This window comes from Candidatus Mycobacterium methanotrophicum (assembly GCF_023515995.1).
Classification (GTDB): Bacteria; Actinomycetota; Actinomycetes; order Mycobacteriales; family Mycobacteriaceae; genus Mycobacterium; species Mycobacterium methanotrophicum.
This window is the reverse complement of record NZ_CP097320.1, coordinates 4,189,495-4,216,471: the sequence shown is the minus strand read 5'-3', so window position 1 is coordinate 4,216,471 and position 26,977 is coordinate 4,189,495. Positions and strand designations below refer to the sequence as shown.

General features: G+C 64.4%; 23 protein-coding genes and 3 pseudogenes. 14 read left to right on the top strand and 12 right to left on the bottom strand.

Annotated elements, in window-relative coordinates; translation table 11 throughout:
- Window positions 1-63: 63 nt before the first annotated feature.
- Window positions 64-258 carry a DUF8548 family protein gene (locus M5I08_RS27495; protein ID WP_502213846.1) on the bottom strand — a complete coding sequence of 65 codons (195 nt, stop codon included), beginning with the start codon at window positions 256-258 and terminating at the stop codon, window positions 64-66.
- A gap of 118 nt (window positions 259-376) precedes the next feature.
- Window positions 377-742, bottom strand: a pseudogene (locus M5I08_RS27490) (DUF8548 family protein); the annotation flags it as partial.
- Window positions 743-976: 234 nt separating this feature from the next.
- On the opposite strand from M5I08_RS27490, the gene M5I08_RS22020 reads away from it, so the two are divergent.
- Window positions 977-2,935 (top strand): hypothetical protein, encoded by a 1,959-nt coding sequence (locus tag M5I08_RS22020; RefSeq protein ID WP_249762956.1) that lies wholly within the window; start codon window positions 977-979, stop codon window positions 2,933-2,935.
- Between the two features lie 6 nt (window positions 2,936-2,941).
- On the opposite strand, the gene M5I08_RS22015 is transcribed toward M5I08_RS22020, so the two are convergent.
- Window positions 2,942-4,336, bottom strand: coding sequence for a hypothetical protein (locus M5I08_RS22015; RefSeq protein ID WP_249762955.1), 1,395 nt, complete (start codon window positions 4,334-4,336; stop codon window positions 2,942-2,944).
- A 100-nt stretch (window positions 4,337-4,436) separates the two neighbouring features.
- Between M5I08_RS22015 and M5I08_RS22010 the strand changes: the two genes are divergently transcribed.
- Both M5I08_RS22010 and M5I08_RS22005 read left to right on the top strand, forming a co-directional pair.
- The gene (locus tag M5I08_RS22010) at window positions 4,437-4,763 is read left to right on the top strand and encodes a hypothetical protein (protein WP_249762954.1); all 327 of its coding nucleotides are present in this window, start codon (window positions 4,437-4,439) and stop codon (window positions 4,761-4,763) included.
- 72 nt (window positions 4,764-4,835) lie between these two features.
- Window positions 4,836-4,991: a hypothetical protein gene (locus M5I08_RS22005; protein WP_219068866.1), complete on the top strand. Its 156-nt coding sequence runs from the start codon at window positions 4,836-4,838 to the stop codon at window positions 4,989-4,991.
- Window positions 4,992-5,034: 43 nt separating this feature from the next.
- Here M5I08_RS22005 and M5I08_RS22000 read toward each other — a convergent pair whose 3' ends face one another.
- Entirely contained in the window at window positions 5,035-5,859 is an 825-nt protein-coding gene (locus M5I08_RS22000) for a hypothetical protein (RefSeq protein ID WP_219068819.1), read from the bottom strand.
- Window positions 5,852-6,940 (bottom strand): helix-turn-helix domain-containing protein, encoded by a 1,089-nt coding sequence (locus M5I08_RS21995; protein WP_219068821.1) that lies wholly within the window; start codon window positions 6,938-6,940, stop codon window positions 5,852-5,854. The genes M5I08_RS22000 and M5I08_RS21995 overlap by 8 nt, the downstream gene beginning before the upstream one ends.
- 411 nt (window positions 6,941-7,351) lie before the next feature.
- On the opposite strand from M5I08_RS21995, the gene M5I08_RS21990 reads away from it, so the two are divergent.
- Together M5I08_RS21990 and M5I08_RS21985 are read left to right on the top strand one after the other, a co-directional pair.
- Entirely contained in the window at window positions 7,352-8,053 is a 702-nt protein-coding gene (locus M5I08_RS21990; protein WP_249762953.1) for a trypsin-like peptidase domain-containing protein, read from the top strand.
- A 241-nt stretch (window positions 8,054-8,294) separates the two neighbouring features.
- On the top strand, window positions 8,295-8,723 hold the full coding sequence (locus M5I08_RS21985) for a hypothetical protein (protein ID WP_219068825.1): 429 nt from the start codon (window positions 8,295-8,297) through the stop codon (window positions 8,721-8,723).
- 7 nt (window positions 8,724-8,730) lie between these two features.
- Here M5I08_RS21985 and M5I08_RS21980 read toward each other — a convergent pair whose 3' ends face one another.
- Genes M5I08_RS21980 through M5I08_RS21970 form a run of 3 tightly spaced genes read right to left on the bottom strand, consistent with a single transcriptional unit; the run spans window position 8,731 to window position 11,026 of the window.
- Entirely contained in the window at window positions 8,731-9,912 is a 1,182-nt protein-coding gene (locus M5I08_RS21980; protein WP_219068827.1) for a rolling circle replication-associated protein, read from the bottom strand.
- Complete coding sequence (locus tag M5I08_RS21975; RefSeq protein ID WP_219068829.1) at window positions 9,896-10,492, bottom strand: PIN domain-containing protein; 597 nt, start codon at window positions 10,490-10,492, stop codon at window positions 9,896-9,898. The genes M5I08_RS21980 and M5I08_RS21975 overlap by 17 nt, the downstream gene beginning before the upstream one ends.
- Before the next feature lie 30 nt (window positions 10,493-10,522).
- Window positions 10,523-11,026: an excisionase family DNA-binding protein gene (locus M5I08_RS21970; protein WP_219068831.1), complete on the bottom strand. Its 504-nt coding sequence runs from the start codon at window positions 11,024-11,026 to the stop codon at window positions 10,523-10,525.
- Window positions 11,027-11,769: 743 nt separating this feature from the next.
- On the opposite strand from M5I08_RS21970, the gene M5I08_RS21960 reads away from it, so the two are divergent.
- From M5I08_RS21960 to M5I08_RS21950, 3 genes are all read left to right on the top strand, one after another.
- Window positions 11,770-12,117, top strand: a complete 348-nt coding sequence (locus M5I08_RS21960; RefSeq protein WP_219068833.1) for a hypothetical protein — start codon at window positions 11,770-11,772, stop codon at window positions 12,115-12,117.
- A gap of 73 nt (window positions 12,118-12,190) precedes the next feature.
- Complete coding sequence (locus M5I08_RS21955) at window positions 12,191-12,841, top strand: M15 family metallopeptidase (RefSeq protein ID WP_219068860.1); 651 nt, start codon at window positions 12,191-12,193, stop codon at window positions 12,839-12,841.
- Window positions 12,775-13,353, top strand: a complete 579-nt coding sequence (locus M5I08_RS21950; RefSeq protein ID WP_219068835.1) for an LLM class flavin-dependent oxidoreductase — start codon at window positions 12,775-12,777, stop codon at window positions 13,351-13,353. Before M5I08_RS21955 ends, M5I08_RS21950 begins: the two co-directional genes overlap by 67 nt.
- Before the next feature lie 205 nt (window positions 13,354-13,558).
- Here M5I08_RS21950 and M5I08_RS21945 read toward each other — a convergent pair whose 3' ends face one another.
- Together M5I08_RS21945 and M5I08_RS21940 are read right to left on the bottom strand one after the other, a co-directional pair.
- Window positions 13,559-14,005, bottom strand: coding sequence for a TIGR03618 family F420-dependent PPOX class oxidoreductase (locus tag M5I08_RS21945; protein WP_219068837.1), 447 nt, complete (start codon window positions 14,003-14,005; stop codon window positions 13,559-13,561).
- A 686-nt stretch (window positions 14,006-14,691) separates the two neighbouring features.
- Window positions 14,692-14,958, bottom strand: a pseudogene (locus M5I08_RS21940) (3-hydroxyacyl-CoA dehydrogenase); the annotation flags it as partial.
- Between the two features lie 3 nt (window positions 14,959-14,961).
- On the opposite strand from M5I08_RS21940, the pseudogene M5I08_RS21935 reads away from it, so the two are divergent.
- The 3 genes and pseudogenes from M5I08_RS21935 to M5I08_RS21925 all read left to right on the top strand — a co-directional run.
- Window positions 14,962-15,249 (top strand): annotated as a pseudogene (locus tag M5I08_RS21935) (methylmalonyl Co-A mutase-associated GTPase MeaB); the annotation flags it as partial.
- 776 nt (window positions 15,250-16,025) lie between these two features.
- Window positions 16,026-17,939, top strand: coding sequence for a serine/threonine-protein kinase PknD (locus M5I08_RS21930; protein ID WP_219068841.1), 1,914 nt, complete (start codon window positions 16,026-16,028; stop codon window positions 17,937-17,939).
- A 485-nt stretch (window positions 17,940-18,424) separates the two neighbouring features.
- Window positions 18,425-18,799, top strand: a complete 375-nt coding sequence (locus M5I08_RS21925) for a hypothetical protein (protein ID WP_219068843.1) — start codon at window positions 18,425-18,427, stop codon at window positions 18,797-18,799.
- A gap of 1,024 nt (window positions 18,800-19,823) precedes the next feature.
- Here the strand turns inward: M5I08_RS21925 and M5I08_RS27355 are convergent.
- Complete coding sequence (locus M5I08_RS27355; RefSeq protein ID WP_219068847.1) at window positions 19,824-20,288, bottom strand: hypothetical protein; 465 nt, start codon at window positions 20,286-20,288, stop codon at window positions 19,824-19,826.
- The gene (locus M5I08_RS21915; RefSeq protein ID WP_219068849.1) at window positions 20,285-22,633 is read right to left on the bottom strand and encodes a DEAD/DEAH box helicase; all 2,349 of its coding nucleotides are present in this window, start codon (window positions 22,631-22,633) and stop codon (window positions 20,285-20,287) included. The genes M5I08_RS27355 and M5I08_RS21915 overlap by 4 nt, the downstream gene beginning before the upstream one ends.
- A 336-nt stretch (window positions 22,634-22,969) precedes the next feature.
- Here M5I08_RS21915 and M5I08_RS21910 point away from each other — a divergent pair, with 336 nt between their 5' ends.
- The 3 genes from M5I08_RS21910 (at window position 22,970) to topA (ending at window position 26,898) form a co-directional block, all read left to right on the top strand.
- Complete coding sequence (locus M5I08_RS21910) at window positions 22,970-23,173, top strand: cold-shock protein (RefSeq protein ID WP_003925183.1); 204 nt, start codon at window positions 22,970-22,972, stop codon at window positions 23,171-23,173.
- Window positions 23,174-23,377: 204 nt separating this feature from the next.
- Window positions 23,378-23,956: a hypothetical protein gene (locus M5I08_RS21905; RefSeq protein ID WP_219068851.1), complete on the top strand. Its 579-nt coding sequence runs from the start codon at window positions 23,378-23,380 to the stop codon at window positions 23,954-23,956.
- A gap of 125 nt (window positions 23,957-24,081) precedes the next feature.
- The gene (gene topA / locus M5I08_RS21900) at window positions 24,082-26,898 is read left to right on the top strand and encodes a type I DNA topoisomerase (RefSeq protein WP_219068853.1); all 2,817 of its coding nucleotides are present in this window, start codon (window positions 24,082-24,084) and stop codon (window positions 26,896-26,898) included.
- Window positions 26,899-26,977 lie beyond the last annotated feature (79 nt).

Genomic DNA, 26,977 nt, shown 5'->3' with positions numbered 1-26,977 from the left:
TCGCCGAAGAGTCTCCGGCCTCCTACGCGGTAAGCGGATCAGCGGGCTACACCGCGGACGGGCCTACTTCCGGATCCGCTGGAACTGCCACACCCCGTGATCGAGGTCGGTGGGCGACATGCCCATCTCCTTCGCCGCGGCAGTCAGGATCGCCAGCGCGAACGGCGGCGTGACACCGCGCCGAGGCAGCTCCAACGAGTCGGCCACGAACCGGCAGATCATCCGGTCCGGCTTCACACCCGGGATGCCGGCGAGCATCAGCATGTAGTGCCACGTGATCCCGGAACGTTGCCCCGTGACCGCGCAACCACGCCTTGCGCACCTGCTCCAACTGGGCGTCGTCCTGGGCCAACTTCCGAAGCGAGTCGGTGTCCCTGATCCCCTCGCCGTCGAGCACGCGGGCCGCGTCGCGGATCGCCTCGGACTTGAGTACCCCGCCGCGGGTGGAGGTGCGGTTGCTGTTGCCGATCTTCTTCGCCCAGCCGGCCGGTCCGCCGAGCTCGTCGAACGTGGCCAACAACTCGGCGACACCGTCGCGGTTCGGGTCGCCACCCTGCTCGCGGCGGTAGGCACGGTAGCGGGCGACGACGTTCTCCACGCTGCTGTACGTGACGCCCGTGGACTGCACGCTGTCGATCACGCAGAGGGCGAGGCCGTCGCGGTAGCCCGCCGGCGCCTTGGAGCCGCGGAACTGCTCGCAGGCAGCGACGAGAACATGGAGCTGCTCGGCGGTGTGGGGCATGGGCGCAAGCGTGACATAGGGCGCCGACGCCGGGACGAGAACGTTCGCTGCCCCGCGGCGGGTCACTGTCCCGACCTGCTGCCGGTTTGGAGAATAGGAACCGTGTTGCGCAGGCTGAGGTCCATCATCGGGGTGGGGTGGCGCCGTCTACTGACCAACCGACGCAGCGGTGCCGTCGCCTCGTACAGTCACCCAGATGAGGAAGTGCCCCGCACCGGTCCGGATGGTGTGAACGTGTTCGAGCAGCATGATCGATGGCTGGAAGAACTACTCGAATGCACCCGCTGCAAGGAGTCGATCACCTGCACGTCGGGCCACATGCCGCTGACCGCGATCCTTCAGGAGATCGCAGACGCCTGCGCCGATCCCCAGCAGCACGACCGGACGCAGATCTATGACTGGCGGTCCAGGGCCTCCGACCTCACCGACACGCTCAACTGGCTGGGGCCTGAGCTGAAGGCGCTAGTCGATGCACCGGGGCACGCAATCCGGCAGGCGATCACCAACGACTTGCTGGCCCCTGGGCCGAACGGAGGCGCACGCCTAGACGACACCAAGCGGCCGGTTGTCGACGCGGCCAACTTAGCCCTCACCGCGGCCATTGACGGAGACGACATACTGGCGGCAGCCTGGCGCGACCTGGTTGCCGCGTGCCGCGACAGCGACCACATCCGCTATCCGCACGAGCGGGTGGCGTTCCTGCGCGACAACGTCGTGGCGCTGAGTGACCACCGCAAGCAGGACCGTGCGCACTGGAATCCCATCTCTACGGCCGCGAGTGTCCTAGTGGGTTATCAGGGCACCGTGCAGCTGGCGCAGGCGATGGTCGGCGACCCGCCGGACGAGACGCAGCCTTACGACCCACAAGCGAAGTCGACTCTGACCGAGCAGGAGCTCGCAGACCTGGCCGAGCGCTGCGCCGCGATGTCGCCGAGGACCGGAGACTTCGTGGTGTGGTTCCGTCTCGCTCCGGCGTTCGTCCGGAGTATGTCGTGTGTCAGCCACGGCGACGTCACGTTCTACGACGCGCAAATGCTGGCGAGCGCACTGGCGGCAGACGCGGATCGGGTCCGGGAGCTGTTCGACGTCGTACCGGAGGAACTGCTGACTGACGAGATCCGGGAGCTTCAGTCGTCGGGGCAGGTGGACGACCAAACGGGGTTCGAGTACGAGCCGCAGCTGGTGTACGCACGCGTCGCAGTCCGCGGCATCCAACGGCACAACGCTACCGCCGTGGCCCGCAGCTACCTCGACGCGGTGTTGGCCGTCGTGGGTGTCTACGACGACATGTGGAAGGTGCTGGGAGGAACTCTGCTGTTCGACGGTCAGTCCTCCTACTTCCCGCCAGTCCGGTGGGGCTTGAAGGAGCCGCTCCCTGAGCGTGCCTTCTACGAGAATGATCACTTCACGACCAACCTGGACGAGATGACCGGAGCTGGGCACGTGATCACCGCTGAGGCCGTACCTCTGCTTCAACCCGTCCTGCGCCTCCAAGCAGCACTCGCGGATGCTCCGCGGTCCGACCCCGAAGCCGTGATCCTGGCCGCGGTTCACGCCATTGAGCACTGCAACAGGTGGGCGGCCCCTCTCGCGGGCCACAAGTGGTACGTGTTCGTCGCCGAGTACTTCTTTGACGAGTACACCGTCACTTCGTTCGCCAACCGCGCAGTTCGCGACGTATTCGCCGCGGTCGTGCAGCACGTTCCCGATCGTTCACCGGGCGCTCGAATCCCGGCGGAGTTGGCGACTATCCGCGAAGACGTCACGGATGGTAGCTGGGGATTCCGCATCAACCGGCAGAAGACTTTGGACCACGTGGCCGTGCTGAAACGGATCTACGCCGATCACTGGCTATCCCGCCAGCTCAACGAGACCGCCGACATCTTGTCCTCGGGCGCTTCTCTCGGCGGAGCGTTCGCGATCGAACAACAGCGCCTTGAGAACCGGGTAGCCAGGCTCACGCGGTCGCGCAACGCGGCGATTCACGGAGGGCCGTTGTCGTCGGCTGCCTGCGACAGCATCGCCGACTTCGCCACAGTCATTGCGCAGAAAGCGCTGTACACAGCGGTGCGTGCGACGGTCGCCGGGCAGGCGGTCGACGTCTACGCCACCAAGCAGCGGGATGAGTACCGCCAGCGCAGCCAGAACCTCGCGTCGGGTGGCGATCTGAAGAACCTGTTCACCCTCACCTAGAGCCGGTCAGTCCTCCGGCTCCGCGTCGTAGAAATCGTCGAGGGTCCACGCCTCCGCTGCGACCGTCAACTGCTCGGTCTTCGTCCGGGTGCCACGGCGGTCCATCGCACTGACGGTCATCTCCACGGTGATCTCCTCGGGCGCTTTGGTACCGGCGACGACCGTGACGGTGAAGTCGCCGGACCGCTCGCGCGGCCGGAGATCACCGACGTCCCAGGTGACCTCGAAGACATCACCCTTGTCGGAGACGGCCCCAGCGTGCGGGAGGAAGTCGGGGACCTGCGCCGTAGTCATGCTGGCGAGAGCGTTCGCACGCATCTGGTCCAGGGGGTCCGGCCACTTCGGCAGCGGGGGAAGGTCACGGACACTCGGTGGATAGGTGCGGACCAGAACCCCGCCCTTGCGGATGCGGACCATCAGCTGCACACGGGAGACCGGGTCGTCGGTGTCGTTGCCGACCTGGAAGCACACGGTGTTCGCGTCATCGTCGTTGACGATCTGACGGAGCACGTGATCCATCAGCCGGCTGCGCAGCTTGGTGAGGTAGTTGGCGACACGGCTGTCGAACTCCTCGGCGTCCTTGGGGTCGGCGTACCGGAGCATCCCCAGCGGCCCGGTGATGTCACCGAGTGAGCTGAACGTTTCGTACGCGGCCCAGACTGGGCGGGCCGGATTGGGCTGCGGCTTGGGGCGCGGCGGTGGCCGATCCGCGGGCTTTCCGCTGTTGGCCCGGACGTACGTCTCGTGCCGACACAGCCAGTCCTCAAGTTGTTCGCGCTCGATGCTGAGCCGGATGAGCGGGTCCGCGGTGGCCGTCGGCGTCAGGTCCAGTTCTTGCCGCTGCGCGCCCTGCAGGAGACGGTGGCCGAGCATCTCAACCTCCTTAGGACCCGCCGGCGCCGTGCGCCCTGCCCCGCGGTGGAAGGCGATCCCGGCGTGGAACTTGTCGTACTGCTTCTGCAGCGTGTGCTGCGGGTCGCCGGACTCAGGCGCTTCGACGACCACGACGAGCACCTCGACGCCTTCGAACCGGATCGTGCGCGGCGTGAACCGAGGGGTGGATGCGTACGTCTTGATCCCCGGCGTGAGGTTGGCGTGGTCGATGGCAGGGATCCCAGCCGCGGCGCCGGGTTCCACGCCCACCACCATGTAGGCGACGCCGCCGCAGTGGAGCCGAGCATCTTCGACGGACCGGTTGGCGAACCCGAGGACCGCCTTGGCAACTGCGAACTTGCCCGCGGCGGTGCTGAGGTCCAGGGTGCTCTTCCACTCCAGCCAGTTCGTTTCCTGGGCCTCGGCCCGGGAGCGGTGGATCGCCGCGACGAGGCGAAGAAGCTCGTCGTCTGTGCGAAGCGCACGGGTCGTGTCGATGTCGCTCAGCGTGATCGGCCGCGGATCCACCGGATCAGCGTATTGCTCGGTGGTGACAGCTCTGGGCGGCACGCGGCGTGATTCCGCGGGGGGTGGGCAACCGGGTGGGTACCGGTCCGATGATCGCGCAATGGCCAGCCGCGCGGACTCCGACGAGCACTACGTCCTCGACCTGTGCGACGAGGTCCTCGGGATTCGGGGACGGCGCCAGCAGCGGTTCGACTGGCTCCGCGGAGATCCGTCACCGTCGCGACCGCGCGGTATGGAGCTCCCCGTCGACGGGTACTGGCCCAGCCTGGGGCTCGTCGTGGAGTTCCAGGAGGAGCAGCACTCAGAAGCGGTGGAGTTCTTCGACCGGCGCCAGACAGTTTCCGGGGTCGGCCGCGCCGAGCAACGCCGCCGCTACGACGAACGCAAGCGCACCGAGATCCCGAACACGGGATGCAGCTCATCGTGATCGAGAAGTCCGCCTTCACGGTGAAGTCGAAGCGGATCGCCCGTAACCGCGCACGGGACCTCGCGGTTGTCCGTGAGCATCTCGACTCGCGCTGTTGCTGCTGATCCCGTGCTTGTCGTGCAACTGGCCCACAGGCTGCACTTCCCCGTGTTCATCGGTGGGTTCACCGACAAGGGAAAGGCGGATCTGTTGAAGCTCCCGAAGACCCTGCCCGCAGACCTGCGGTGATTGCTCGCCGAGTACGACGCACGTAGCCCTCGCTCTTGGGTGGTTACCTGGACGCATCCGCGACGGCAGCGAGCACATCAGCTGCAAGCGCGGCAACAGAAGCTGCCACCAGGTCGGGGTCTCCGATCCCTTCCTCTGCCCGACCTGCCATGACGGATCCAAGTGCATCGGGGCCGTCGGCGAAAAGAGGTCGCAGCCAATCGAGGTCCTGCTCGGCCACCGTCTTGGAGATCGGCTCGGATAGTAGGCGCTGAAAGCTTGAGCCGAGTGCCGCCGTGTCGGTTGTTGCCACAAGCAGGCGGTAGATATCGTGAGCGTCCTTATCGTTCAGGCGGTCAGGTTGGTTGCGCCGTTCGTGGATCTTGTGGACTTTCGCAATCAAGAGTGCGGCTGGCCCGGCAACTCGGGCTTCGAAAGTCCTTGTGTCGTTAGGGTTGAGCGCAGATATCGTACGGAGGTCGTTGTCTACAACGGCGGCTTCCAACCCGACGGTCCGCCTTGTTGCTTGGTTGGAGTGGGGTGGGATTCGTGCGCCGCGATGAGACCTACCGCCTTGCGACAACGCATCTGGAACCATCAGATCGACCGGGATGCCTGCCGGGTTTAGCCATGCTCCAGGCTGCCCGTTCACGTTCGGGTAGAAGCCAGCTCGTTTCATCGCTTCTTCAAGAAGTGGCTCTTCGGGGAGTCCCCGCGGGTCGACCGCCAGGTCGCTGTCCTTCGTTGCCTCGGCGATCGCAACGTCTGCGTGACCACTGTGCAGATAGATGGCCTGCGCGCCGACCACGACGATCGAATCGTGTTGCTCGGTCAGGGCTTCGAGCGCGTCCAGCAGGGCTGAACGGGCTTTGATGAGTAAATCATCCACGGCGCCAAGCACTTTCGTTGCGCTCCATCCATGAGATGAGTTCCTCTCCCTCGGAAGGGTTTCGGCCTGGACCCGTGAGTAGATCTACTGCCGCCTGTTCAACCGCGACAATGACCGCGCCCTCGCGATTGGTACTGGCTCCGCTGAACACGACGTCGTATTTAGGTTCGGCAAGGATCACGTTCGCGCCTTTCTCCGCTGGCCGTAGTCCCCATTCGTTCGCTGCGCGCGCCGCATCATCGACGTAGACCATCGCCGCGCGGGCGGGAGCGTATGGTGCCCACTGTGCTGCCGCGATCGTTCCGGTTATCGCGTACTGTGAGTACCGGGAGTTGGCAGCCTTGCTCTGCAGCGCTTCTAAACCGCGAGGCTCGATGTAGCTCGACGTTCGGTTGTTGCGGAAGAAGCTGTAGTCGCGACTCCATCGGCGTAGGAGCTTCGGCCAGTCCTCTAGGACGTAGTCTTTGCCCGTTTTCTGCACCAGTCCCTCTTCTTGAAGGAACTCCAACACCCGGTACGTTGCGCCGGTAGATGCTCCGGAGGCACTGACGAGATCGCGTGCCGACCATGGACCCCGCCCTGCTATGAGCGCCCGAACTACACGAGCGGCTGGCTCACCCGCCAGTGATCCGCGTGGCCGACCCGGGCTTCGCCAGGGATCTTTGTCGGCGCCCCGGTCGCGAACGTACAGCGCGGGACGCGATGACTGGACCAGAATGTTGCCGGTGGCGTCGATGAATGACATGGCACCTTCCGACAGCCGATCGCGAATCGGGGGAGCGAGGTATCGCGACATGACCATGGTCTTGGTGTCGATGAGCTCGCGATCTGCCGCCCACCGCAACTGGTCAGAGACCTTGGGAATGTCGCGGCTGACGAGCAGCCTCTTCACCCCCACGAGGAAACGAACCTGCTCGCCTGAAGGTGCGGTAAGCGCGAGTATCGCGTCGATCGCAGCGTCCGTCGGCGGTCGCTGAACGTCAACGCGCCAGTTGTCAGGCAGGCGATTGCGCAGCAGCTCGGTGCACTCGGTCAGGATCTCTGCTTCCGAGTTCGGCGGTGTGGTGGTTGGTTTAGTCATAGAGTCTCCTGTTCGGGAAATATACATGTTCCGATGGTTACGGAACAAGATATTTATCCGAACACTTCGCATCTGCCCATGTCATTACCAGCAGTCTGCGCAGCTACACGCGCATTTATTCGGGATATTAAATAGTTCCGTTGGCTACGGAATAGATCTATAAACCGAACGCTCTGCCGCGGCGCATGCCCTGCCGACGATGCCGCCGCGAGCTGTGAAGCGAGCTGGGGCGTCGCTTGCGAGTGCGCAGCCGTTGGCAAGGCCGCTCGGCTGCAAAGGGTCGGCGCCGACGTACCTTCCGGGCAATGTCCACATCGGTATCCCGCGTGACGCGGCGGGGCAAGCGCGCATGTGCTGTCTGTGCGCGATGGTGAATCGGGGCTTGCCAGAGCGAGGTCCTACGCTCTGCCCATGTCAGTGGTTCCGGTCCAGTGTTGGATGCGTACGTTCAAGGTCGGATTCACCGGCGGGTCCGCCTCCTGTTTCGTTGTGACGCATCGTGATCGGCAGTGGCTGATCACCGCGAAGCACGTGGTCGACGCCGCGGCGAAGAACGGTGCCGACACGCTCGAACTCACCGGCGAAAACGGGCTGAGCGTGGAGCTCAAGGCGCCAATGGAGTTCGTTCCCCTGGTCGATGACGGACCGGACATCGCGGTGTTCAGCATCGGTGATCACAAGATCGTCCGCGACGACTTGCTGCTAGTGCCGTCCGCAGACAGCTTGGCGCTCAGCCAGGAGGTGTTCTTTCTCGGGTACCCGATGCCGGGCACCCTCCCGTTGTCTGGCCGTCTGCCGGCAGTGCGGAGGGGCATCGTGTCACAGCGGGCCATCTTCAATGGTGTCGTTGCCTGGATCATCGACGGCCACAACCTGCCGGGCTTCTCTGGAGGCCCCCTCGTCTTCGCCAGCCACGGCGGGGTTGGATCGAACTGGCATGTGCTCGGAGTCGTTAGCGCCTACGTACAGCACAGGATCGCCGTCGAGATCACGGGTGGCGCGGTCCAGGGCAACACCGGGCTGACAGTTCCGAGCAACGCGGGGCTGGTGGTCGTCTACGACATCAAGCACGCCATCGCTGCGATCGACGCGTTCATCGACGCAGGCATCTGAGACCGAGCGGCCATATAGGCTGCTTTATACAAGGCCAGAGTCGCATCCCAAAGGATGTTCTGGTTGAGATCTCAGAAGAGCCCGGTATTCGACCCCTAGCGGTTGACCCGGGTTCTTTGCTACGTGCACGACTGGCCTGACCGCCTCCGGTGCTCCAACGTTGGTCGCCCGATTTGTCGGTACCCAGATAGATGATGACCACATCGGCATACACGCCGGTACCGTCGTTGGAGCGTGAATCATGGACAGTGACCCCGAATTCGGGGCTTTTGCAGACGAGGCCGTCGCCTCATGGGGCCGGCCTGGTGGGGACTACGGATACCAGGAGTTGGAAGCGGCGATCGCGGTCCTGTATCGATCCCGGTTGGAGTTTCCGCCCGCTTGGACGGAATGCCAGCGCGATGAGTTCATTGCCGAGCAGGCATCCAGAGATGCTAACGACGTTGGTGCCAGTTTCGACGATTTAATCGACACCGTCACCGATCGGCTGTGCCGCGATCGCTACTTGGATTGCGGTGGTCGGCCGCTCAACGAAGACATTAGTGCTGAGATCGCATTCGCCCGCCGCGACGCGATCGAAGATCTGAGATGGCGGATGATCGACGAAACTCCTGACGCAATCAGGCGAGTCGATCGCGAACTCGCCGATGAGGTGACCGACGGAATCTAGCCAATCATCAAGTACGCGTAAGATTTACGAGACCGCGCGCGAGCTGCGCGGCGAAGCCCGGTCCGTCATTCACGAGCGCGTATCCGCCGGCCAGTCCGCCCTGATTACAGAGTATTCGCCGCCGCCGAACCCGCCGATGCACCACGATGCAGGTGTCACTGCAGAGACGGGGGACCAGGCGCGTGGCTGTGCGCGGCACCACGGCGGTGGGGAAGCGAGTGGATGAATTGCCATACACCGCTTGGTTGCGCGACCAGCGCCGCACGATCCGGCGAGCTGCCAGGTAGGCGTCCTGTGCAACATCCACAACGGCAATGGCCTTCTTGAGTCCGTAGACACCCCAGAATCGTCCAGGGCCGCGGCCGGGCTGTCGCCACAGTTCGGGCACGATGTGTTGGTATTCCTTGTCGCCGTGCAGGTTTGGCGATGAGTGCTTGATGAAGTAGATGGCCAGCCGTTTCGGGTCGCAGGCTTTCAACCCGTTGCGCACGTCGATGGCGGTGCCGGCGAGAAGATGCCGTGCCTTCTGCTCGGCGTCAGGGTGGTCGACAACCTGAGCCCAGGACTCGGACAGCCAATGCGCGAAGCCGCGACCGGAACGGCCGGGTGACGTCGGCGGCGCCATCCATAGATGGATGTGCCGAGCTCCGCGCCGCTGAAATTCCAATTTCCAGATGTAGCGGGCCGGCTCGCCGTACTCACGTTCAAATCGTTTGCGCCACAACACCATATGCCGCTTCACGCTCGCCCCGTCCGGCGCGACGGCCTCCCAGTCTCCGGGGTAGGTGAGCGTGACCATCGCTGGGACTCGACGGGACTCCACCAGCGGGCTGTAGTCGAGTTCGGCGAAGGTACGGCACATCGCTGACCGTGATTTGCGGGACCACTCGGTGATGACAGCGCCAGCGCCGCGGTAGTCGGCCGCCGAATCGCTCCGTCGTGTCGAAGACACGACGGAGCGATCACGGTCCCCGGCTGTGAGGGCGAGATCATTTCTGACGTGCAGCTTCGCGTCGTCAACGTCACGATGGTGATGACCGACGGCCCGTTCTGCTGTTTTCTCGGCCCGGACAGGATTGGTCCAGCCGAGTCGTACGACGCCAGGACCGACGTTGATGCGAAACCGTCCCGATTCAGGTTCGGTGCCGCGACGCCCGGGCCTGCGCCGCTGGTTAGCCCGGTCGCGCATCTCCCACCAGCAGCGGCAGCAGGATCTCGGCGACCTCGGCCATCTTGTGCCGTGTTACCAGCAGGTCGAGGATCTGTTCCACGGTCTGTGGCGGGTTGGTCCGGCGATTCGACATCTCTCGCAAGGCACGCACTCCTGCGTGCGGGTGCGCTGAGACGGTGTTGGCGGCGAGCTGATGTGGGTACACGGTTTCGATGCCGGCTTCCACGAGAACACTCGCTGTCCTGAACCCGGCGCGGCGATCGTCGGTGACGATGGCGTCGGCTTTGCCGATGATCGCCGCGTGCGCGACGTGGCCGTCATCGGCGTCGTTGAGGCCGTAGCTGTACTCGCGGTCTTTGGAGGCGTGAACCTCTGAGCCCGGAAAAGCCTGCTTCAGCTGGTCGAAAAGGTGCAGTCGGCGCGTGACGCTGTCAGCGATTCCGCGCTTGTCGTGCAGGCCGGCGAGTACGTAGTCCAGCTCGAACAGGATCCCAGACCCCCACACGGGCGCGTAAGCTTCCTCGGTGGCCAGCTGCAGCAGGAAGTCGCGCTGAAGGCTCGGCACAAGGGCACAGGTGTCGAGGACAGCGCGATACACGTGGGCGAGTCTTTCAGACGCCGTAGACGGTCAACGCTTGCGTTTTGCCTCGGCGAGCAACTCGGCGACCTCGTCGGCGTCGGCATCCGCGAACTCCGCCGAGCTCTCGGTGATGAACTGGTTGCGCCGAGCGCGAAGCGCCTCGCAGTAGGCAAGGACATCGGCAAGCCGCAGCTTGCGCCGGATTGCGCCAGGCACGTGCGCGTGTAACTCGCCGTCCTGGATGAGGCGAACCACCGTGGGACGGCTCAGGCCGAGGATCTCGGCGGCCTGCTGGGTGGAGATTTCCTGGTCGCGGGTCAGGATGCTGATCGACTGGCCATGGCTGAGTGCTTGGGCGACACGCTTGAGGACCTCGTAAAGCTGCTCGGTCAGTTCGACACGATCGTGTTCGCCCGCGCCGGACAGGAAGAAGGCAGGGTCAGGAGAGGTTCCGTGACGGACCTCGTGCGCCTCGATGAAGCTCAAGACATTGGCAAGCCCATGGGCATCGGCCGGAACCGGGCTGACTATCTCCGCGGAGGCGGTGCTCATGGTCTCACTTCCTTTCATCCCACCCTCGGAACTCAACCGATCATAGCACAGTTACGAAAGTTACGAAAGGACGGTGAGGCGTTGGACTATGCGCTGTCGCCCAGCAACGCCGCGGCAAGCTGGGATGCGAACGCTGGGCCATCATTAACGAGGGCGTAGCCACCGGCGAGTCCGCCTTGGTCGCACAGGAGTCGACGTCGTCGGACTTTTCGCTGGCGTATTTTGCCGGTCGTTTCGTCTACCCGGACGACCACGCGATGCGCCGTCCGCGGCGTGACGCTGGTGGGAAACCGCTCCGCGCCACCGAAAGAGCGTCGGATGTCTAGCCCCCTCCGTAGGTAGGACCTTGCACGCCGTCGCGATAAGTAGTGCATTTCTGGGATGGCCCAGTGCCGGCGCAACAGGTCTCAATCAGGCTCGGTGCCTGTCCGAAGTGAGGTGAAACCTCCTCCGACGTGTACTGGCCGCCGGAATTCGCACAGTTGGCTTGCACATCGGTCTGCGCATGGGCAAGAGGTGCGGCCAAGATCGTCACCGCGACCGCAATTCCGAACGTGCCCCCGGTGCGGGCACTGAATACAGGGCGCTTCATCTTCCTCCGTAAGCCGCTGCTCTTGCAGAACTAAGGCGTTAGTTTACCGACTCCGCGCTGAAGCCCGCGGCCTGCGCAGAGATCCAAAACGACACTAAACTACGAGGATGTAATTCCCCGCCGACGCGCTCGCCAACCAAAGGAACTGCGCATGGACCCACTCAAAATTTCCAGCGTTGAACTCGACGATCGGGATCCTTTTCGAGCGACCTTCAACGTGCACCTGTCGCGCGACATGACGGATTTCGAGCGTCAGACGCTGCCCCCGCTTCTGTCCGGAAGCTTCTCACCGTCCGAGGCTCGAGGTTCGGCGGTGGTCGCCATCAGAAACGTGACGATTGCGATGATCGAAGACCACCGAGACCTGCTCAAGCAGATCGTCGCGGAAGCCGAATCTTTAGCCGAGGCAATGGAACACGATCAACCCGCGGTGGCCGCTCAAGTCGCGGCCAGAGTGGACGATGTCCGGCAGCGCGCCGCAGCCATCGACTGGAGCTAGCTTAGCTAGAGCATCAGTCGCGGATAATTAGGCGGTGACGCCTGCTCGGTTGCTAGCCGCGCTGATTGTGGTGATGTCGGTGACCAGCCGGGGTGCCCGTGCCAACGCCGACATCCCCCCGCTGAGCGCCGAGGCGCGCGCGGCTGGATTTGTCGACATCCGCTCCGTGGTGCCCAACGCGGTCGTCGATTTGCGTTATGCGACGCCGAACAATTTCACCGGCGCGCCGCTGTATCCGGCTGATGCCCGCTGCCTGGTGTCCGAATCGATGGCTTCCGGACTTGCCGCTGCGGCGAAGGCATTGGGTTCGCAAGGGCAGACGCTCGTGTTCTGGGATTGTTACCGACCGCACCCGGTACAGGTCAAGATGTTCGATGTTGTGCCGAATCCGGAGTGGGTGGCCAAGCCCGGCTCCTACGCGAAAAGCCATGAGGCGGGCCGCTCGGTCGACGTGACGATGGCGAGCGCACAACAGCAATGCCCGCCCGCGCGTCAGTTGGCCGGTCGATGCCTCGCCGATATGGGAACCGACTTCGACGACTTTTCGCCGCGCGCTCTTGCCTACGCCACTGACGGCGTCAGCGCGGATGAGCAGGCCAACCGGGCCCGGTTGCGGCACGCGATGGTTGCCGGCGGGCTGTCGGCGTACTCCGGTGAATGGTGGCACTTCGACGGTCCCGGGGCCGGCGTCCAGCGCCCGATCCTCGACGTTCCGGTCGACTGAGCCGGACGGACAGCCCCACGTGGCCGCCGGCTCCCGATGCGGCGTATCCGCGCATCATTGCCGCTAACGGCCCGAAAATGGCTGCGCTAGCGGGCGATATCGCCGACGGGGCATTGCCGGCCATGCTGCCTGCGGAGTTCACCGCCCAAGCCCGCCAAGCGCTCGGACCGGACCGGCTCCTGGTCGTCGGGCTTTCCGTGGTCAGCGACCCCGACGCGGACCGCGCGAAAGCGACTGCGCGGCAGATGGTGTCGGAAAGGCTCAGCGCGCCGTCGTACGCAGCCCTGATCGCCACGTTGGGTTACTTGGCTCAGGACATCGGCGACGCGAGCGACCGGCTGGTGGATGAGCTTGTCGCGTACGGTGATCCGGCGGCCATCGCCGCCAAGGTGTGCGAGCACCTGGCCGCCGGTGCGGATCACGTGACGCTGCTGCTGCCCATCGGCGGCGAATTCACCGCTGGTGTCGACCAACTCGAACAACTCGCCGCCGCGCTAAAGTTCGCCAAATAGGCGGATGCGTTGAGCCCGCGGCAGCTGCCGCACCACGAGTTCAGATGAGTGGTCGATCATCTCGCCAAGCTCGTCGTCCGAGATGGAACCGTCCAATTCCACGGTGTTCTAGTGGCGCTTGTCCTGGTGATAGCCGGGACGAACCGCTGGATGCCGGGCACGCAGATCAAGTGCAATATCCGGGTCGCCAGGACCTGGTCTCGGGTCATGCAGGGTTCGAATAGACGCGGGTGGGCGAGATGAAGACAGCGGTCCGGCGTTCCTCACGCATCACTCGGTCGTAGGTGTCCCAGTCGTCGTGGGTTCCGCCGGTCGCCGTAAAGATCTCCCGAAGTAGCAGCCGGAGTCGTTCGCTATCGACATCCGGGTGGGGATCGTCGGGCCCGATCAGCTGCGTCGAACCTTCCACCGCCGACCATTGCCAGCCGGCCTTGGTGACGACGGTGGCCCGCGGATCGGCGCGCAGATTACGCAGCTTGCGGCCGCTGCCGATCGCCACGAGCCCGACGACCCGTGCACCCGTCAGGGGGTGGTTCAAGACCCCGGCGTTGACCACCGACGACTGGACGCTGCCATCACCACGGACAGTGCTGAACACACAAAGGCCGTGATCTTGTGACATCAGCTCAGCAAAGTTGGAGAGATCTGTCATCGTTCGTCGCCCCTTCTAGTACCGTTGCGGCCCGGCTGTTTCACGCGAAAGTGCATCAATTCAATCCACCTTTCGATGCGTCGTGCTTGGCGGGGCATCAGCTTCGGTTGTCCGAGCGCGCCGGTAAGAACCGTGTTGCCCTGGCGGGAGATAACCAGTTCGAACGTGAGGTCGCGGGAATGGCAACGTCCCATGGCATGGAACTACTGCTCGGCCCAGTCCACGGGAATCTGCATGAGCGGGGGCGCGATTCGTTTTAAACCGCGCCCAGCTTGGCCAGCTCCAGGCAGAATCCCGTGCGGGCAGCCGTAATGTGCGATCGAGTCCGCCTGCCCGGCCAGCAATCGGAGTCGGCGCAGATGTGCGCTGACCGCTTGACAATGCCCTTCCGTACGTAGGCCCAGCCGCACACTCGAGACCCCCCGAAGTCTTCAGAAGCCGATGTTGGCCGGATTCAACGGGCTCAGTGGACTGGCCGGATTCGACGGACTATCAGGGCCATAGGGACCGATGTTGCAAGTCGCGCTGGAGTTCGCCGTGCAATCTGCAGGGTTGAACGGGTCGGGGTTGGCTGGGTCAGCGTTCGCGCAAACAGCCAACGCCATAGCGGCCGCGGCGACAAAAGCGCCCATTGCCGCTGCCTTGGTGATAGCACTCATCGGCGGGGCGTTACTCCGGCGTCTGCGTTATTTCGGTGAAAAGCGCAATCCGCCGTCCAGCCGAATGACTTCGCCGTGGAGGTAATCGTTTTCGACAATGCTCTGTACGAACGCGCCGTATTCGGCGGCTCTGCCCATTCGTTTGGGGAAGGGAACCCGCGGCGCCCAATACGTTTCCAACTGGTCACCCGCCTTGCCATAGGCGGGCGTCAAAAACGTCCCAGGAGCGATGGCGAGACGCGGGCGTCGAGCGTGATCAAGCGGAGGCAAATCGCGGACAGCGGCCAGCGCCATTAGATGACCATCCCTGAACTGATCGCGGCCGCGCGCAGCGGTTCCCCGGGGCCGCGGGACGGTCGCACAACCTGGTCGAAGGTGAGCGCCGTGACGAGGTGCCGGTGGCGGTGCTGGCCGTCGATCCGTCCGTCGCCGTTGAGCAGCGGTGCGCTGCTCGGCGACCAAATCCGGATGGCCGCCCACATCAACGATGCCGGTGTGTTGATCCGTTCGGTGGCTACCCGGGGCCATCTCGGCGGACTCGCCGCGGCCGTTCCCGCGGCCATCCGGCTACTCGGTGCACTGGGCCCGAGCGCCTTACCGGCCAGCGTCGTCGCTCGTTCGTCGCCCAACGGCAATCGTATGCGCGTGAGCAACAGCCGAAGTCGGGATCAGAGCCGGCCCCGACATTTCGGTTCCAGCTCTCGATCGTCCGACGCGGCGCACCAGTCCGGAATTGGATCTCCCGGCTCGACACCCAACACCGGTAACGCTTGAAATGATGGGCATCGAACACAATCAAGCCCGGCTCGTTGACAAAGCCGTCGGGTGGAACCACTGCCCGGAACTTAAGCAGCCGGCCAAATGTCAACGAGTTTGCTGCCGGAATTCCTGGCCGGTGCCCATACAGCACTGTGAGCTGCGCCGACGATGACCGCGGCGATGCTAGTGCCGCGTTGGCAGGCAGACTTCTCGCCGGACACACAAAGCCAGCACAAAGCCCGCATTAAACATTTATTCATCTCTAAAGCGTTATCTGTTAACTGTAAGCTCATCCTGCTGTCGCCCGAGCCGCAACTCAAGGTCTAAAGAAGGGTCAGGCAGTCGGCAAGACGATCGCCGGGCCAAAGTCACGGGGCAGGGCAAATGACCCGGTGGTCGATCGAGCAGAAGATTTCACAGCCGGCCAGCACTATCGGATAGGCACCGGCCTGCGTGGGCGTGTAGAACGACGAGGTGAACGCGACAAGTGGTGACGGGCAGGCCGGTTTGGACCATTACGGATACATCCCGATGCCGAGTTCGTTTCAATCGAAACTCGCACCGGCCATGAACGGTATCTCATGAGAGAAGGAGCGCCGAGGGTGAGCAACAGCCAGCCGGGGTGGCGGACGGGCTCTTGGTTTGGGCCCTACCGGCTGGTGCGGCTACTGGGCCGCGGCGGAATGGGCGACGTCTACGAGGCCGAGGACACTCGAAAGGGCCGGGTAGTAGCGCTCAAGCTGATTTCCCCGCAGTTTTCCGACGAACCGATGTTTCGCGTCCGGATGCAACGCGAGGCCGCCGCCGCAGGACGGCTGACCGAGCCCCACGTCGTGCCGATCCACGACTATGGCGAGATCAACGGTCAGCTGTATCTGGACATGCGCCTGATCGAGGGTGCCAACTTGGCCGCCATGCTGAAACGCAATGGGCCGATGAGCCCGCCGCGGGCGGTGGCCATTGTGCGGCAGGTCGCCTCGGCGCTCGACGCCGCGCACGCGATCGGCGTGACACACCGTGATGTAAAACCGGAGAACATCCTGATTACCGGGGATGACTTCGCTTATCTGGTGGATTTCGGGATTGCCCGCGCCGCGACCGACCAGGGGATAACCCAGACCGGAATGGCGATGGGAACGTACAAGTACATGGCGCCGGAGCGGTTCACCGGCGAAGAGGTCACCTATCGGGCCGACATCTATGCGTTGGCCTGCGTATTGAGCGAGTGTTTGACGGGCGCACCGCCGTTTCGGGCCGACAGCATCGAACGGATGGTCGCCGCGCATCTGATGGAGCCTGCTCCGCGCCCCAGCCAGCTGCTGCCCGGACGGGTTTCGGCGGCGCTGGACCAGGTGCTCGCCAAAGGGATGGCTAAAAAGCCTCAGGAGCGTTACCGCAGCGCCGGTGAATTGGCCAACGCCGCGCTCGACGCGCTCACCGCGGCCGATCAGCACAAGGCCGAAAGCATTCTTCAGCACGGCCAAGAGGCCGAGACGATGGCGCGTCCGGTGCAGGGCGGCGACGGCGCCGGTGGTTGGCGACCCTCCGCCCCGGGACCTGTCGCTCGACCACCGGTGACCCCGCCACCCAAGGCGCAGCATCCTGATTTCGCACGCAGCGCGCCCGAGCGGCCCAGCAGACGCAAATGGTGGATCCTCGCGGCCATTGCCGTAGCACTGCTCGCCGCCGTTTGCGGATACCTGGTAAGGCCACACTCTGCGGGTCCGGCGACGCAAGCCTGCGGACAAAAGGTGCTGCCCTTCGGCGGGCTGAACTTCCGCCTGTCCCCCGGCGGGGTGGCAGTCGACTCCTCCGGTGCCGTGTACGTCACCAGCCAAAGCATGTATGGCCGAGTGCTGAAACTGATGCCCGGGTCGACCACGCCGACAGTGCTGCCATTCACCGGCCTGTACCAACCCCAGGCCGTGGCTGTCGACTCGGCGGGCACCGTGTACGTCACCGACTTCAACAACAGAGTCGTGATGTTGCCGGACGGTTCGAACAACCAGACTCAGCTGCCGTTCAGCGGTCTTAATTACCCAGAGGGCATCGCATTGGATAGCGCCGGCGACGTATACGTCGCCGATCGCGGCAATAACAGGGTGGTGAAGTTGCCGGTGGGGTCCCACACCCCAACCGATTTGCCATTCACCGGATTGAAGAACCCAGACGGTGTGGCGGTGGACGGGGCGGGCAACGTGTATGTCGCCGACACCGACAACAACCGGGTGGTGAAGCTGGAAGCCGGGTCCACCAACCAGACAGCACTGCCGTTTCCCGGTTTGACTGTCCCGTGGGGTGTGGCGGTGGACAGTGCCGGCAACGTCTACGTGAGCGAACACGACAACAATGAGGTTCTGAAGCTGCCGGCTGGGTCGGATGTTCCGACGCCATTGGGACTTACCGGACTCAATACGCCGTTGCAGCTCGCGGTGGACAGCGCGGGCAACGTGTACGTCGCCGACCGCGGCAACAACAGAGCGATCGAGTACGTCGTGGCCGGATGTCCCGGGTAGCGGATCAGCGCCGACGGATTGCGATCATGCGGTTGGCCGCGGTGGCCGCAAACTCGGCGTAGCCGAATGCAGCGGGTCGCCGCCGATGAACCGAGCCACATCCGCGACCCGGCCGTCCTGGCAAGCTGCGGGATCGGGCCTGATCGACGCGATCGTGAGACTCTGGCTGGCGCCGGTCATACGGAACGATTAGAAGAATTTAGAGCGAGTCGCTAACCGGGGATAAGTGAACTGCGGGGATTCCTCGTGCCGGCCGGCCGAGCGGCTCTGTCGCATCGCGGCTTTGGTTTTACGCCGTGCGTTGATACGCGCCACCGACCTCCGCGAAGGCGGATGTCTGCGGCCTCGCCGCTTGCGTGCTGATGCACAACCACTGGACTTCGGCGACTCGTCGACATCGTGACGGTGCAGCCAACTCTGGTGGTCCGAGATAGGCCGAAAACAGGTTTCGATCTTTCACACCGCATCCGCAGCGGTGTACCCCGTTGGCAGAGCGGCTTTTTCTTGCCGACGACGGTGAAAATGTTGCTGCCAAGCTGAACGTGGTCTCCGGTGTGTTCGAGCACCTCACTGTGGACGCAACAGGACAAGCCGCGTTCGTATTGGTGCTGCTGCTACAGGCACAACACGGGGAGCCGATCGGCAACATCGAGATCAAACTCCGGCCACCGCATGACGGCGCTGACCCTATGATCATCAATGGACCGATTCCGCCGGAAGCTGGGGCAGGCGAAACGGGGTTCGCACATTATCTCATCAGCACCAATTTCTGGCGTCACTTTGAGGGTCGTTGGGTGATTGAGACGACGGCAGGCGGCAACGCGGTGTCGCTGCCACCCTACGTCCACCACTCAGGCTGAAGCGCCTGTTAGCGGGCGGTGCAGCCTGGATATCTGAGCCGCACCAGGAAGCCGGCGGATCTGGGACAAGCTGTGCGAACCGGATGCCGTGATCGGCACCGCTCGGGGTTGGAAGCCGGCGACCATCGACCGCTGGGACGCGAGACGGCCTGGCCGTTTCCCATCAACCCAATAACGACTAGATCTCCCAAAGACATTCGAACGGAGGTGCAGATATGAAACGAGAAGTCTGGCCAGAGGAATACGTGTCGCCATCGACGCATCACGGCTGTCGACCAATGCTGCCGAGAAATGAGGCTCTTCGCCGTGCTGCCGCCGAGCGGAAACGACGGTCTACGTCAGACGAGCCGGTGGGCGACAACGGATACACCCAAGAGGAGCACCTGACCAATGTGCGGCTTGCTGGTGCTCGTCGTTAGCGCACTTGACGCTACTCGACGGGCTGGTGGTGTCGGCGCTGCCGCAGGATCACGGCGATGTCTTTCGCGGCCATGACAAAGAGCAAAGAAACAGCCGCACCAACAGCGGTCCCGTGAGTCGTGAGCATCAGCCAGATTGAAACCGCGATTAGCGCAATCGCCCGGAGGGCGAACAGCGTTACTTCCCACATTTTGGTGGCTCGCTCTCTGCTGCGCCCTCGATGAATGCTTCGACGCCGCCGCCGAATCCCCCTAATCCAATCGCGGTGAGGTGGCCGATGCGGTTGCGGATCTTTCGCTCGGTGCCGACGCGGTTGGTGTGGTACTCGGCGCCGAGGTCGTGGAATCGGGCGACGGGGTCAGAGAGCAGCTGCCAGACGATGGTCAGGATGGAGCGGGCGACTGCGACGAGGGCTTTGCGGACCGGACTGCACGGCGCGTGGGCACAGTTTGGGCCACGACACCAGGTGCTCGGGGGTGGAAAAGCGGGTCATGTCTTACCCGATTCGGCGATGATCGTCTGGGCGGCGCGCCGGCCGACACCGGTGATCTCATCGAGGCGCTCGATCGCGGTCAACCGAGTGGGCTCGGTGCGGATCACTCGGTCATTTTTGCAACGACTTGGCGACGGCGGCTTGGATGGCAAGAGGCAGAACACGCCGCAGAAATAGCGTAATCGGTGTGAGATTTCTCAACTGACGGCCCAACGCTACGACGGCCGGTCCCTCGCCCAGCGTTTCCGCGAGCAGCCGCTCGCGTGTCATGACCTGCCATTTACTCGAGCGGGCACGGGATAACTCGTTGCCTCCCTGCTTAATCCGACGAAGCTTCGCGGGGAAAAACGGAAGGACGAGGCTGACACGTCGGCCGGTGAAGTTGCACGGGCCAGCGCGGCCGGGTAGTTTGCTGCTGCGTCCACAGGGAATGCGAACGGATTGCGCTGTCCGACCGTTCACCGCACTGTTTATAGCTTCGGCATGTGCGCGTTTCTTCAGCAGTGAGGGAATGTGTTTCATGGCGGCTGCACCGACAGAGGCGTGGAAGTCGACCGTCGAGGGGTCGGTCGTCACCGGTATGTCTCGCCCTCGTGACCCAGCGCCGCGAGCACTAAGCGCAGCACGCGCATAGCCCCGGCTTTATCCAGCGGTTCGTTACCGCTGCCGCATTTCGGTGACTGTACGCAGGACGGGCATCCCGACGGGCATTCGCACGCCTCGATAGCGGCAGCGGTGGCGCCCAGCCAGGTGCTCGCCCGGCGGAAACCCTGTTCGGCGAAACCCGCTCCCCCCGGATAACCGTCGTAGACGAAGACACTGGGCAGTCCATCGGGCTCCGGACCCACCGCGGTCGACAAGCCGCCGATGTCGCCGCGGTCGCAGCTGGCCACCAACGGCAGCAGCCCGATCGCGGCATGCTCGGCGGCGTGCAGCGATCCAGGGATCTGCGGCGCGTCGATCCCATTGCGGCGCAGCGCCTCCGGCGTGATCGTGTACATCACCGCCGTGGTGGCCAGGGTGTACGCCGGCATATCCAGTTCGATGAAGTCAATGACCTCCCCGGTCAACCGACGACGCAAATAGCCGACGACTTGAGTGGTCACGCTGGCAGGCACCAAGCCTAAGGCGAGCGAACCGAATACCCGCCGTTCGCCGGCTCCAGTGACCGTGATGTCGGTGCATTCCCTTGCAAACGTCGCATATCCGGGGTCTTCGGCGTGAACGAAAGCCATGCCCTCTTCCAAGCTCAGCGAATCGACAACGTAGCTCTCGCCCTGGTGCAGGTATACCGCTCCGGGATGCACCGAAGCGGCGGCCTGTCCGATACCGGTGGTCCCCAGCAACCGTCCGGTCTCGCTTTCAACGATGACGATCTGTCCGCCCGTCGACCCCCGAATGTCCACTGCCGGATGCGGGTCGACGCCCGGAGCAGGGAAGTACCTGCCGGCTCTTCTTCGTAGCAGGCCGTCGTCAACGAGTCCCTCGGCGACCTGCTCTGCCCCAAACGCTCGGACCTCGGCATCTTCTAGCGGCAATTCGGTTGCTGCACAGAGTAATTGCGGACCGAGGATATACGGGTTGGCTGGATCGATCACCACACGCTCGATCGGCTTGTCCAGCAACGCGGCGGGGTGATGCACCAGGTAGGTGTCCAGCGGATCGTCACGGGCGATCAGCAACACCAGCGCAGCCTGACCGCGCCGCCCAGAGCGGCCGGCTTGTTGCCAAAACGACGTGACCGTCCCTGGGAAGCCGGCCAGCACGACCGCGTCGAGCCCGGCGATATCGACACCTAACTCCAGCGCGTTGGTGGTGGCCAAGCCCCGCAGCTGCCCGTCGACCAGTGCGCGCTCAAGCGCGCGACGGTCCTCGGGCAGATAACCCGCCCGATAAGAGGCCACCGACTCGGTGAGCTCCGGAGCGATGTCCGCCAGTCGTGCACGTGCTGCCAGCGCCGTCAACTCGGCGCCCCGGCGTGACCGGACAAAGGTCAGCGTGCTGGCTCCTTCGGCGATCAGATCGGCCATCACTCGGGCCGCCTCGCTACCGGCGGACCGTCGTACCGGAGCGCCGTTTTCGCCGAGGAGATCACCGCGCAGCGCCGGCTCCCACAACGCGACCGTGCGGGCGCCCTGTGGCGAGCCGTCCTCGGTGATCTCGGCCACCGGCTGGCCGATGAGCTCGGCGGCACTCGCACCGGGCGCCGCGGTTGTCGCGCTGGCGAAGATGACAGTCGGTGTTAAAGACGTTGTCGCCGAGTCGGCCGAGTAGCGTGCGCACAACCGCAGCAGGCGACGCAGAACCATCGCTACGTTCGAGCCGAAAACACCGTGGTAGTAATGGCATTCGTCGACCACCAGAAAGCGAAGGCCGCGCAGAAACACCGCCCACCGGGCGTGGTTGCGCAGCAGCGCCAGGTGGATCATGTCGGGGTTGGAGAACAGCCACCGCGAGCGCTCGCGCGCGAAACGCCGCACCTCGGCCGGACTGTCACCGTCATAGGCCGTGGGCGCGACATCATCCAGGGGTATCGCCGCGGTCAGCGCGTGCGCGGCCCGCATCTGGTCGTGGCCAAGCGCTTTTGTCGGCGACAGGTACAGCGCCCGGGCGCGCGGATCCGACGCCAGCGCGTTGAGGATGGGAAGCTGGTAGGCCAACGATTTCCCCGAGGCCGTGCCGGTGCTGATAACCACGTGACGGCCGGCATGGGCCAGCTCCGCTGCATCGACCTGATGTGCCCACGGTGAACTGACGCCGTGATCGGCGAAGGCGCGTACCACGTCCGGCTCAGCCCATGCCGGCCACGAACGTCGGCGGCCGTGCCTGGGAGCCAGCTCGGCGACATGACGTAGCGGGTGTTCTCCCGGTTCACTACCGGCGACCACGGCGGCGAGCAGCTCGCTGCCGAAAGTCACCATGTCTGCGTCCCTCCTGATGTCAGCTGATCGCCGACTACCTCGACCGACGGCGATCCTGCGGCCAAGTTTGGGCACCTCACCTGAATTGTTTACCTCTTGGTAGCTGAATTGATCACCTCAGGCTGTCGCAGACGCGATGAACGTGATTGACTGTTCACGGTCGCAGCTTCTGTGTTCGTGTAAAACTTTCGCAGGATCGACGTTGCGGTCGCGAGTTCCTGCGAGGTTGTAGGTCGGGTGAAGTTCCGGCGACTCGGCAAGGTATAGCGGTCGGAACGGGCCCGGTGCACCGAACGGCGGTGCACCGCACCCGAGAAGTAAAGGAAAGATCAAGAAATGCCACAGGGAACTGTGAAGTGGTTCAACGCGGAGAAGGGATTCGGCTTCATCGCTCCCGAGGACGGTTCAGCCGACGTGTTTGTCCACTACACGGAGATCCAGGGATCCGGCTTCCGCACCCTTGAGGAAAATCAGCGGGTCGAATTCGAAGTTGGCCAAAGCCCCAAGGGGCCCCAGGCCACCGGCGTCCGCTCTATCTGAGCCCGCCTGAACACGACAACCCCCGCGCGGTCCGGAGTTTCCGGGTTCGGGCGGGGGGTTGTCGTTGCGACGTGTCACGGCCACGCGTCGCCGGGCGGGCTTGACGGCTCGACTCGCGCCGTCACCGCTTCGCGGCTGGGAGGTACCCCCACCTCGCGCCGCGTCGCGGCGCTCGTCGTCGTCGGACGGCTTACTGTCGGTGACGTGAGCCAGCTGTCCTTCTTCTCGGCGGAATCGGTGCCGCCGGCGGTCAGCGACCTCACCGGCGTGCTGGCGGCCGCCGGTCAGATCGTGACGGTCGGCCTTGCGGCCAGGCTGTCGGTGGTGGTGGACCAGCCCTGGCGGGCCGAGGCGCTAGCCGAGATGATCGATGAGGCCGGTTTGGTGGCCGAGATCACCCAGACCGACGAACAGACGCCGCTGGTGCGCACCGCGGTCGATGCGAGGCTGCGTTCCATCGCTGCCGAGTGGACCCGCGGCGCGGTGAAGACCGTCCCCCGGTTGTGGTTGGCCGGGCCTCGCGAACTGCGAGCGTGGATATTGGCGGGCGGCAGCCCGGACGCCAACCGGTATCTGCTCGGACTGGATCCGCACGCGCCCGACACCCACTCGCCGCTGGCATCGGCGCTGATGCGGGTCGGGATAGCCCCGACTTTGATTGGGACTCGGGGGGCTCGGCCGGCGCTGCGGATCAGCGGTCGGCGTAGGCTATCGCGCCTGGTGGAAAGCGTCGGGGAACCGCCCGACGCCGTTGCGGCGTTGTCCTACTGGCCGCACGTTTAGCGGCTACTGGGTGGGGTTTGACCGGGGGGCCGGTTTGCATCGGCCCGTCCCGGGTGCCACATTGTCAGGTGTCCGCGGGGCCGCCGCATGGCTCCGGACGCAATGGAAAGTGAGCGTAAACGCTAGTGGCTGAGGGCGACCGTAGCGGCCGCGACGGTGGAACCACGCGACGACTCGTCATCGTCGAGTCGCCGACGAAGGCGCGCAAACTGGCCGGCTACCTGGGCTCCAGCTATATCGTCGAGTCCTCCCGAGGTCACATCCGCGACCTGCCCCGGGCGGCGGCCGACGTGCCCGCAAAGTTCAAATCCGAGCCGTGGGCCAGGCTCGGAGTCAACGTCGATGCCGACTTCGAGCCGCTCTACATCATCAGCCCGGAGAAGAAGAGCACCGTCAGCGAGTTGAAGGGCCTGCTGAAAGACGTCGACGAGCTCTACCTGGCCACGGATGGCGACCGCGAGGGCGAAGCGATCGCCTGGCACCTGCTGGACACCCTCAAGCCGAATATGCCGGTCAAGCGGATGGTCTTTCACGAGATCACCGAACCGGCTATCCGTGCGGCCGCCGAACATCCCCGCGACCTGGACATCGACCTGGTCGACGCCCAGGAAACCCGGCGCATCCTGGACCGGCTGTACGGCTACGAGGTCAGTCCGGTGCTGTGGAAGAAAGTCGCGCCCAAGCTGTCGGCGGGCCGGGTCCAGTCGGTGGCCACCCGGATCATCGTCCAGCGTGAACGCGACCGTATGGCGTTCCGCAGCGCGTCGTACTGGGACATCGTCGCCCAGCTGGACGCCAGCGTCTCCGACCCGCAGGCCTCCCCGCCCACCTTCACCGCCCGCCTGGCGGGCGTCGACGGGCTGCGGGTTGCCAGCGGGCGCGATTTCGACTCGCTGGGCCGGCTGCGCAAGGGCTCGGCCTCGTCGCAGGAGGTCGTGATCCTGGACGAGGCCAGCGCGACCGAGCTGGCCGGAGGATTGCGGGGCGCCCAGTTGTCGGTGGCGTCGGCGGAGGAGAAGCCCTACACCCGGCGTCCGTACGCGCCGTTCATGACGTCGACGCTGCAGCAGGAAGCCGGCCGTAAGCTGCGGTTCTCCTCCGAGCGCACGATGAGCATCGCCCAGCGCCTCTACGAGAACGGCTACATCACTTATATGCGGACCGACTCGACCACGCTGTCGGAGTCGGCGATCAACGCGGCGCGCACCCAGGCGCGGCAACTCTACGGCGAAGAGTACGTCTCCGCCTCCCCGCGCCAGTACACCCGCAAGGTGAAGAACGCCCAGGAGGCGCACGAGGCGATCCGGCCCGCCGGTGAGATATTCGCGACTCCCGACGCGGTACGTCGCGAGCTCGACGGCGATGAATTTCGACTCTATGAGCTGATCTGGCAGCGCACAGTGGCCTCTCAGATGGCCGACGCGCGCGGCACCACGCTGAGCCTGCGGATCGCCGGCAGGTCGGGAGGGTCGCAGCCCCCAAGAGATGTGGTGTTCTCCGCGTCCGGGCGCACCATCACGTTTGCCGGTTTCCTGAAGGCCTACGTCGAAACGGTCGACGAGCTGGCCGGCGGCGAGGCCGACGACGCCGAGCGCCGGCTGCCGCGCTTGACCGAGGGGCAGCGGCTGGAGGCCCTCGAGCTCACCCCTGACGGCCACTCCACCAACCCGCCGGCGCGCTACACCGAAGCCTCGCTGATCAAGGCTCTCGAGGAGCTGGGCATCGGCCGTCCGTCGACGTATTCGTCGATCATCAAGACCATCCAGGACCGCGGTTACGTGTACAAAAAGGGCAGCGCTCTAGTGCCCTCGTGGGTCGCGTTCGCCGTCACCGGTCTACTGGAACAGCATTTCGGCCGGCTGGTCGACTACGGCTTTACCGCGGCCATGGAAGACGAGCTCGACGCGATCGCCGCCGGCCAGGAGCAACGCACCAACTGGCTCAACAACTTCTACTTCGGCGGTGACCACGGCGTGCCAGATTCAGTGGCGCGCTCCGGCGGGCTGAAACAACTGGTCGGGGTCAACCTCGAAGGGATCGATGCTCGAGAAGTCAACTCCATCAAGGTCTTTGACGATTCGCAAGGACGCACCGTTTACGTGCGGGTGGGGAAGAACGGGCCCTACTTGGAACGGATGGTGCTCGGCGACGACGGCGAGTTGAAACCGCAGCGGGCCAACCTCAACGACACGCTGACTCCCGACGAGCTGACTTTGGAAGTGGCCGAACAGTTTTTCGCCACACCCCAAGAGGGTCGGACGCTAGGAGTGGATCCGCAGACCGGTCACGAGATCGTCGCCAAAGACGGTCGCTACGGGCCATATGTCACCGAGATCCTTCCGGACCCAACGGATAACGGCCCCGACGCCACCGGTGATCAGGCTGCCAAGAAGCGCAAAAAACCCACCGGTCCCAAGCCGCGTACGGGTTCGCTGTTGCGCAGCATGGATTTACAAACCGTCACGCTTGAGGACGCACTGAAACTTCTGTCGCTGCCCCGCGTCGTAGGCGTTGATCCAGACTCGGGTGAGCAGATCACCGCACAGAACGGGCGCTATGGCCCATATTTGAAGCGCGGCAACGATTCTCGCTCGCTGGCCACCGAAGACCAGATATTCGACATCACCCCCGAGGAAGCGTTGAAGCTCTACGCGGAGCCGAAACGTCGTGGCAGGCAGGCTGCCGCAGCTGCACCGCTGCGCGAGCTGGGCAGCGACCCAGTGTCGGACAAGCCGATGGTGATCAAAGACGGTCGATTCGGCCCGTATGTCACCGACGGCGAGACCAACGCCAGTCTGCGCAAAGGCGACGACGTGCTGTCGATCACCGACGAGCGTGCCGCGGAATTGCTGGCCGACCGGCGCGCCCGGGGCCCGGCGAAGCGGACGCCCAAGAACCCGACGCGCAAGAGGCCGGCGAAGAAAGCAGCCAAACGTAACTAGTCCGGCGCCCTGAGCGGCGGAAACCTCTGCGGGTATCTGCTTATGTTGTTTTTTTTCCAGATTTTTGCGTAAAATCTGG

Excerpts from the sequence above, each read along its gene's own strand:
- M5I08_RS21990 (WP_249762953.1), top strand. The coding sequence starts at position 7,352 with ATGTCAGTGGTTCCGGTCCAGTGTTGGATGCGTACGTTCAAGGTCGGA.
- M5I08_RS21970 (WP_219068831.1), bottom strand. The coding sequence starts at position 11,026 with ATGAGCACCGCCTCCGCGGAGATAGTCAGCCCGGTTCCGGCCGATGCC.
- M5I08_RS21960 (WP_219068833.1), top strand. The coding sequence starts at position 11,770 with ATGGACCCACTCAAAATTTCCAGCGTTGAACTCGACGATCGGGATCCT.
- M5I08_RS21980 (WP_219068827.1), bottom strand. The coding sequence starts at position 9,912 with ATGCGCGACCGGGCTAACCAGCGGCGCAGGCCCGGGCGTCGCGGCACC.
- M5I08_RS21915 (WP_219068849.1), bottom strand. The coding sequence starts at position 22,633 with ATGGTGACTTTCGGCAGCGAGCTGCTCGCCGCCGTGGTCGCCGGTAGT.
- M5I08_RS21995 (WP_219068821.1), bottom strand. The coding sequence starts at position 6,940 with ATGACTAAACCAACCACCACACCGCCGAACTCGGAAGCAGAGATCCTG.
- M5I08_RS21950 (WP_219068835.1), top strand. The coding sequence starts at position 12,775 with ATGGTGGCACTTCGACGGTCCCGGGGCCGGCGTCCAGCGCCCGATCCT.
- M5I08_RS21955 (WP_219068860.1), top strand. The coding sequence starts at position 12,191 with ATGTCGGTGACCAGCCGGGGTGCCCGTGCCAACGCCGACATCCCCCCG.
- M5I08_RS21945 (WP_219068837.1), bottom strand. The coding sequence starts at position 14,005 with ATGACAGATCTCTCCAACTTTGCTGAGCTGATGTCACAAGATCACGGC.
- M5I08_RS21985 (WP_219068825.1), top strand. The coding sequence starts at position 8,295 with ATGGACAGTGACCCCGAATTCGGGGCTTTTGCAGACGAGGCCGTCGCC.
- M5I08_RS22010 (WP_249762954.1), top strand. The coding sequence starts at position 4,437 with ATGGCCAGCCGCGCGGACTCCGACGAGCACTACGTCCTCGACCTGTGC.
- M5I08_RS27495 (WP_502213846.1), bottom strand. The coding sequence starts at position 258 with ATGCTCGCCGGCATCCCGGGTGTGAAGCCGGACCGGATGATCTGCCGG.
- M5I08_RS21910 (WP_003925183.1), top strand. The coding sequence starts at position 22,970 with ATGCCACAGGGAACTGTGAAGTGGTTCAACGCGGAGAAGGGATTCGGC.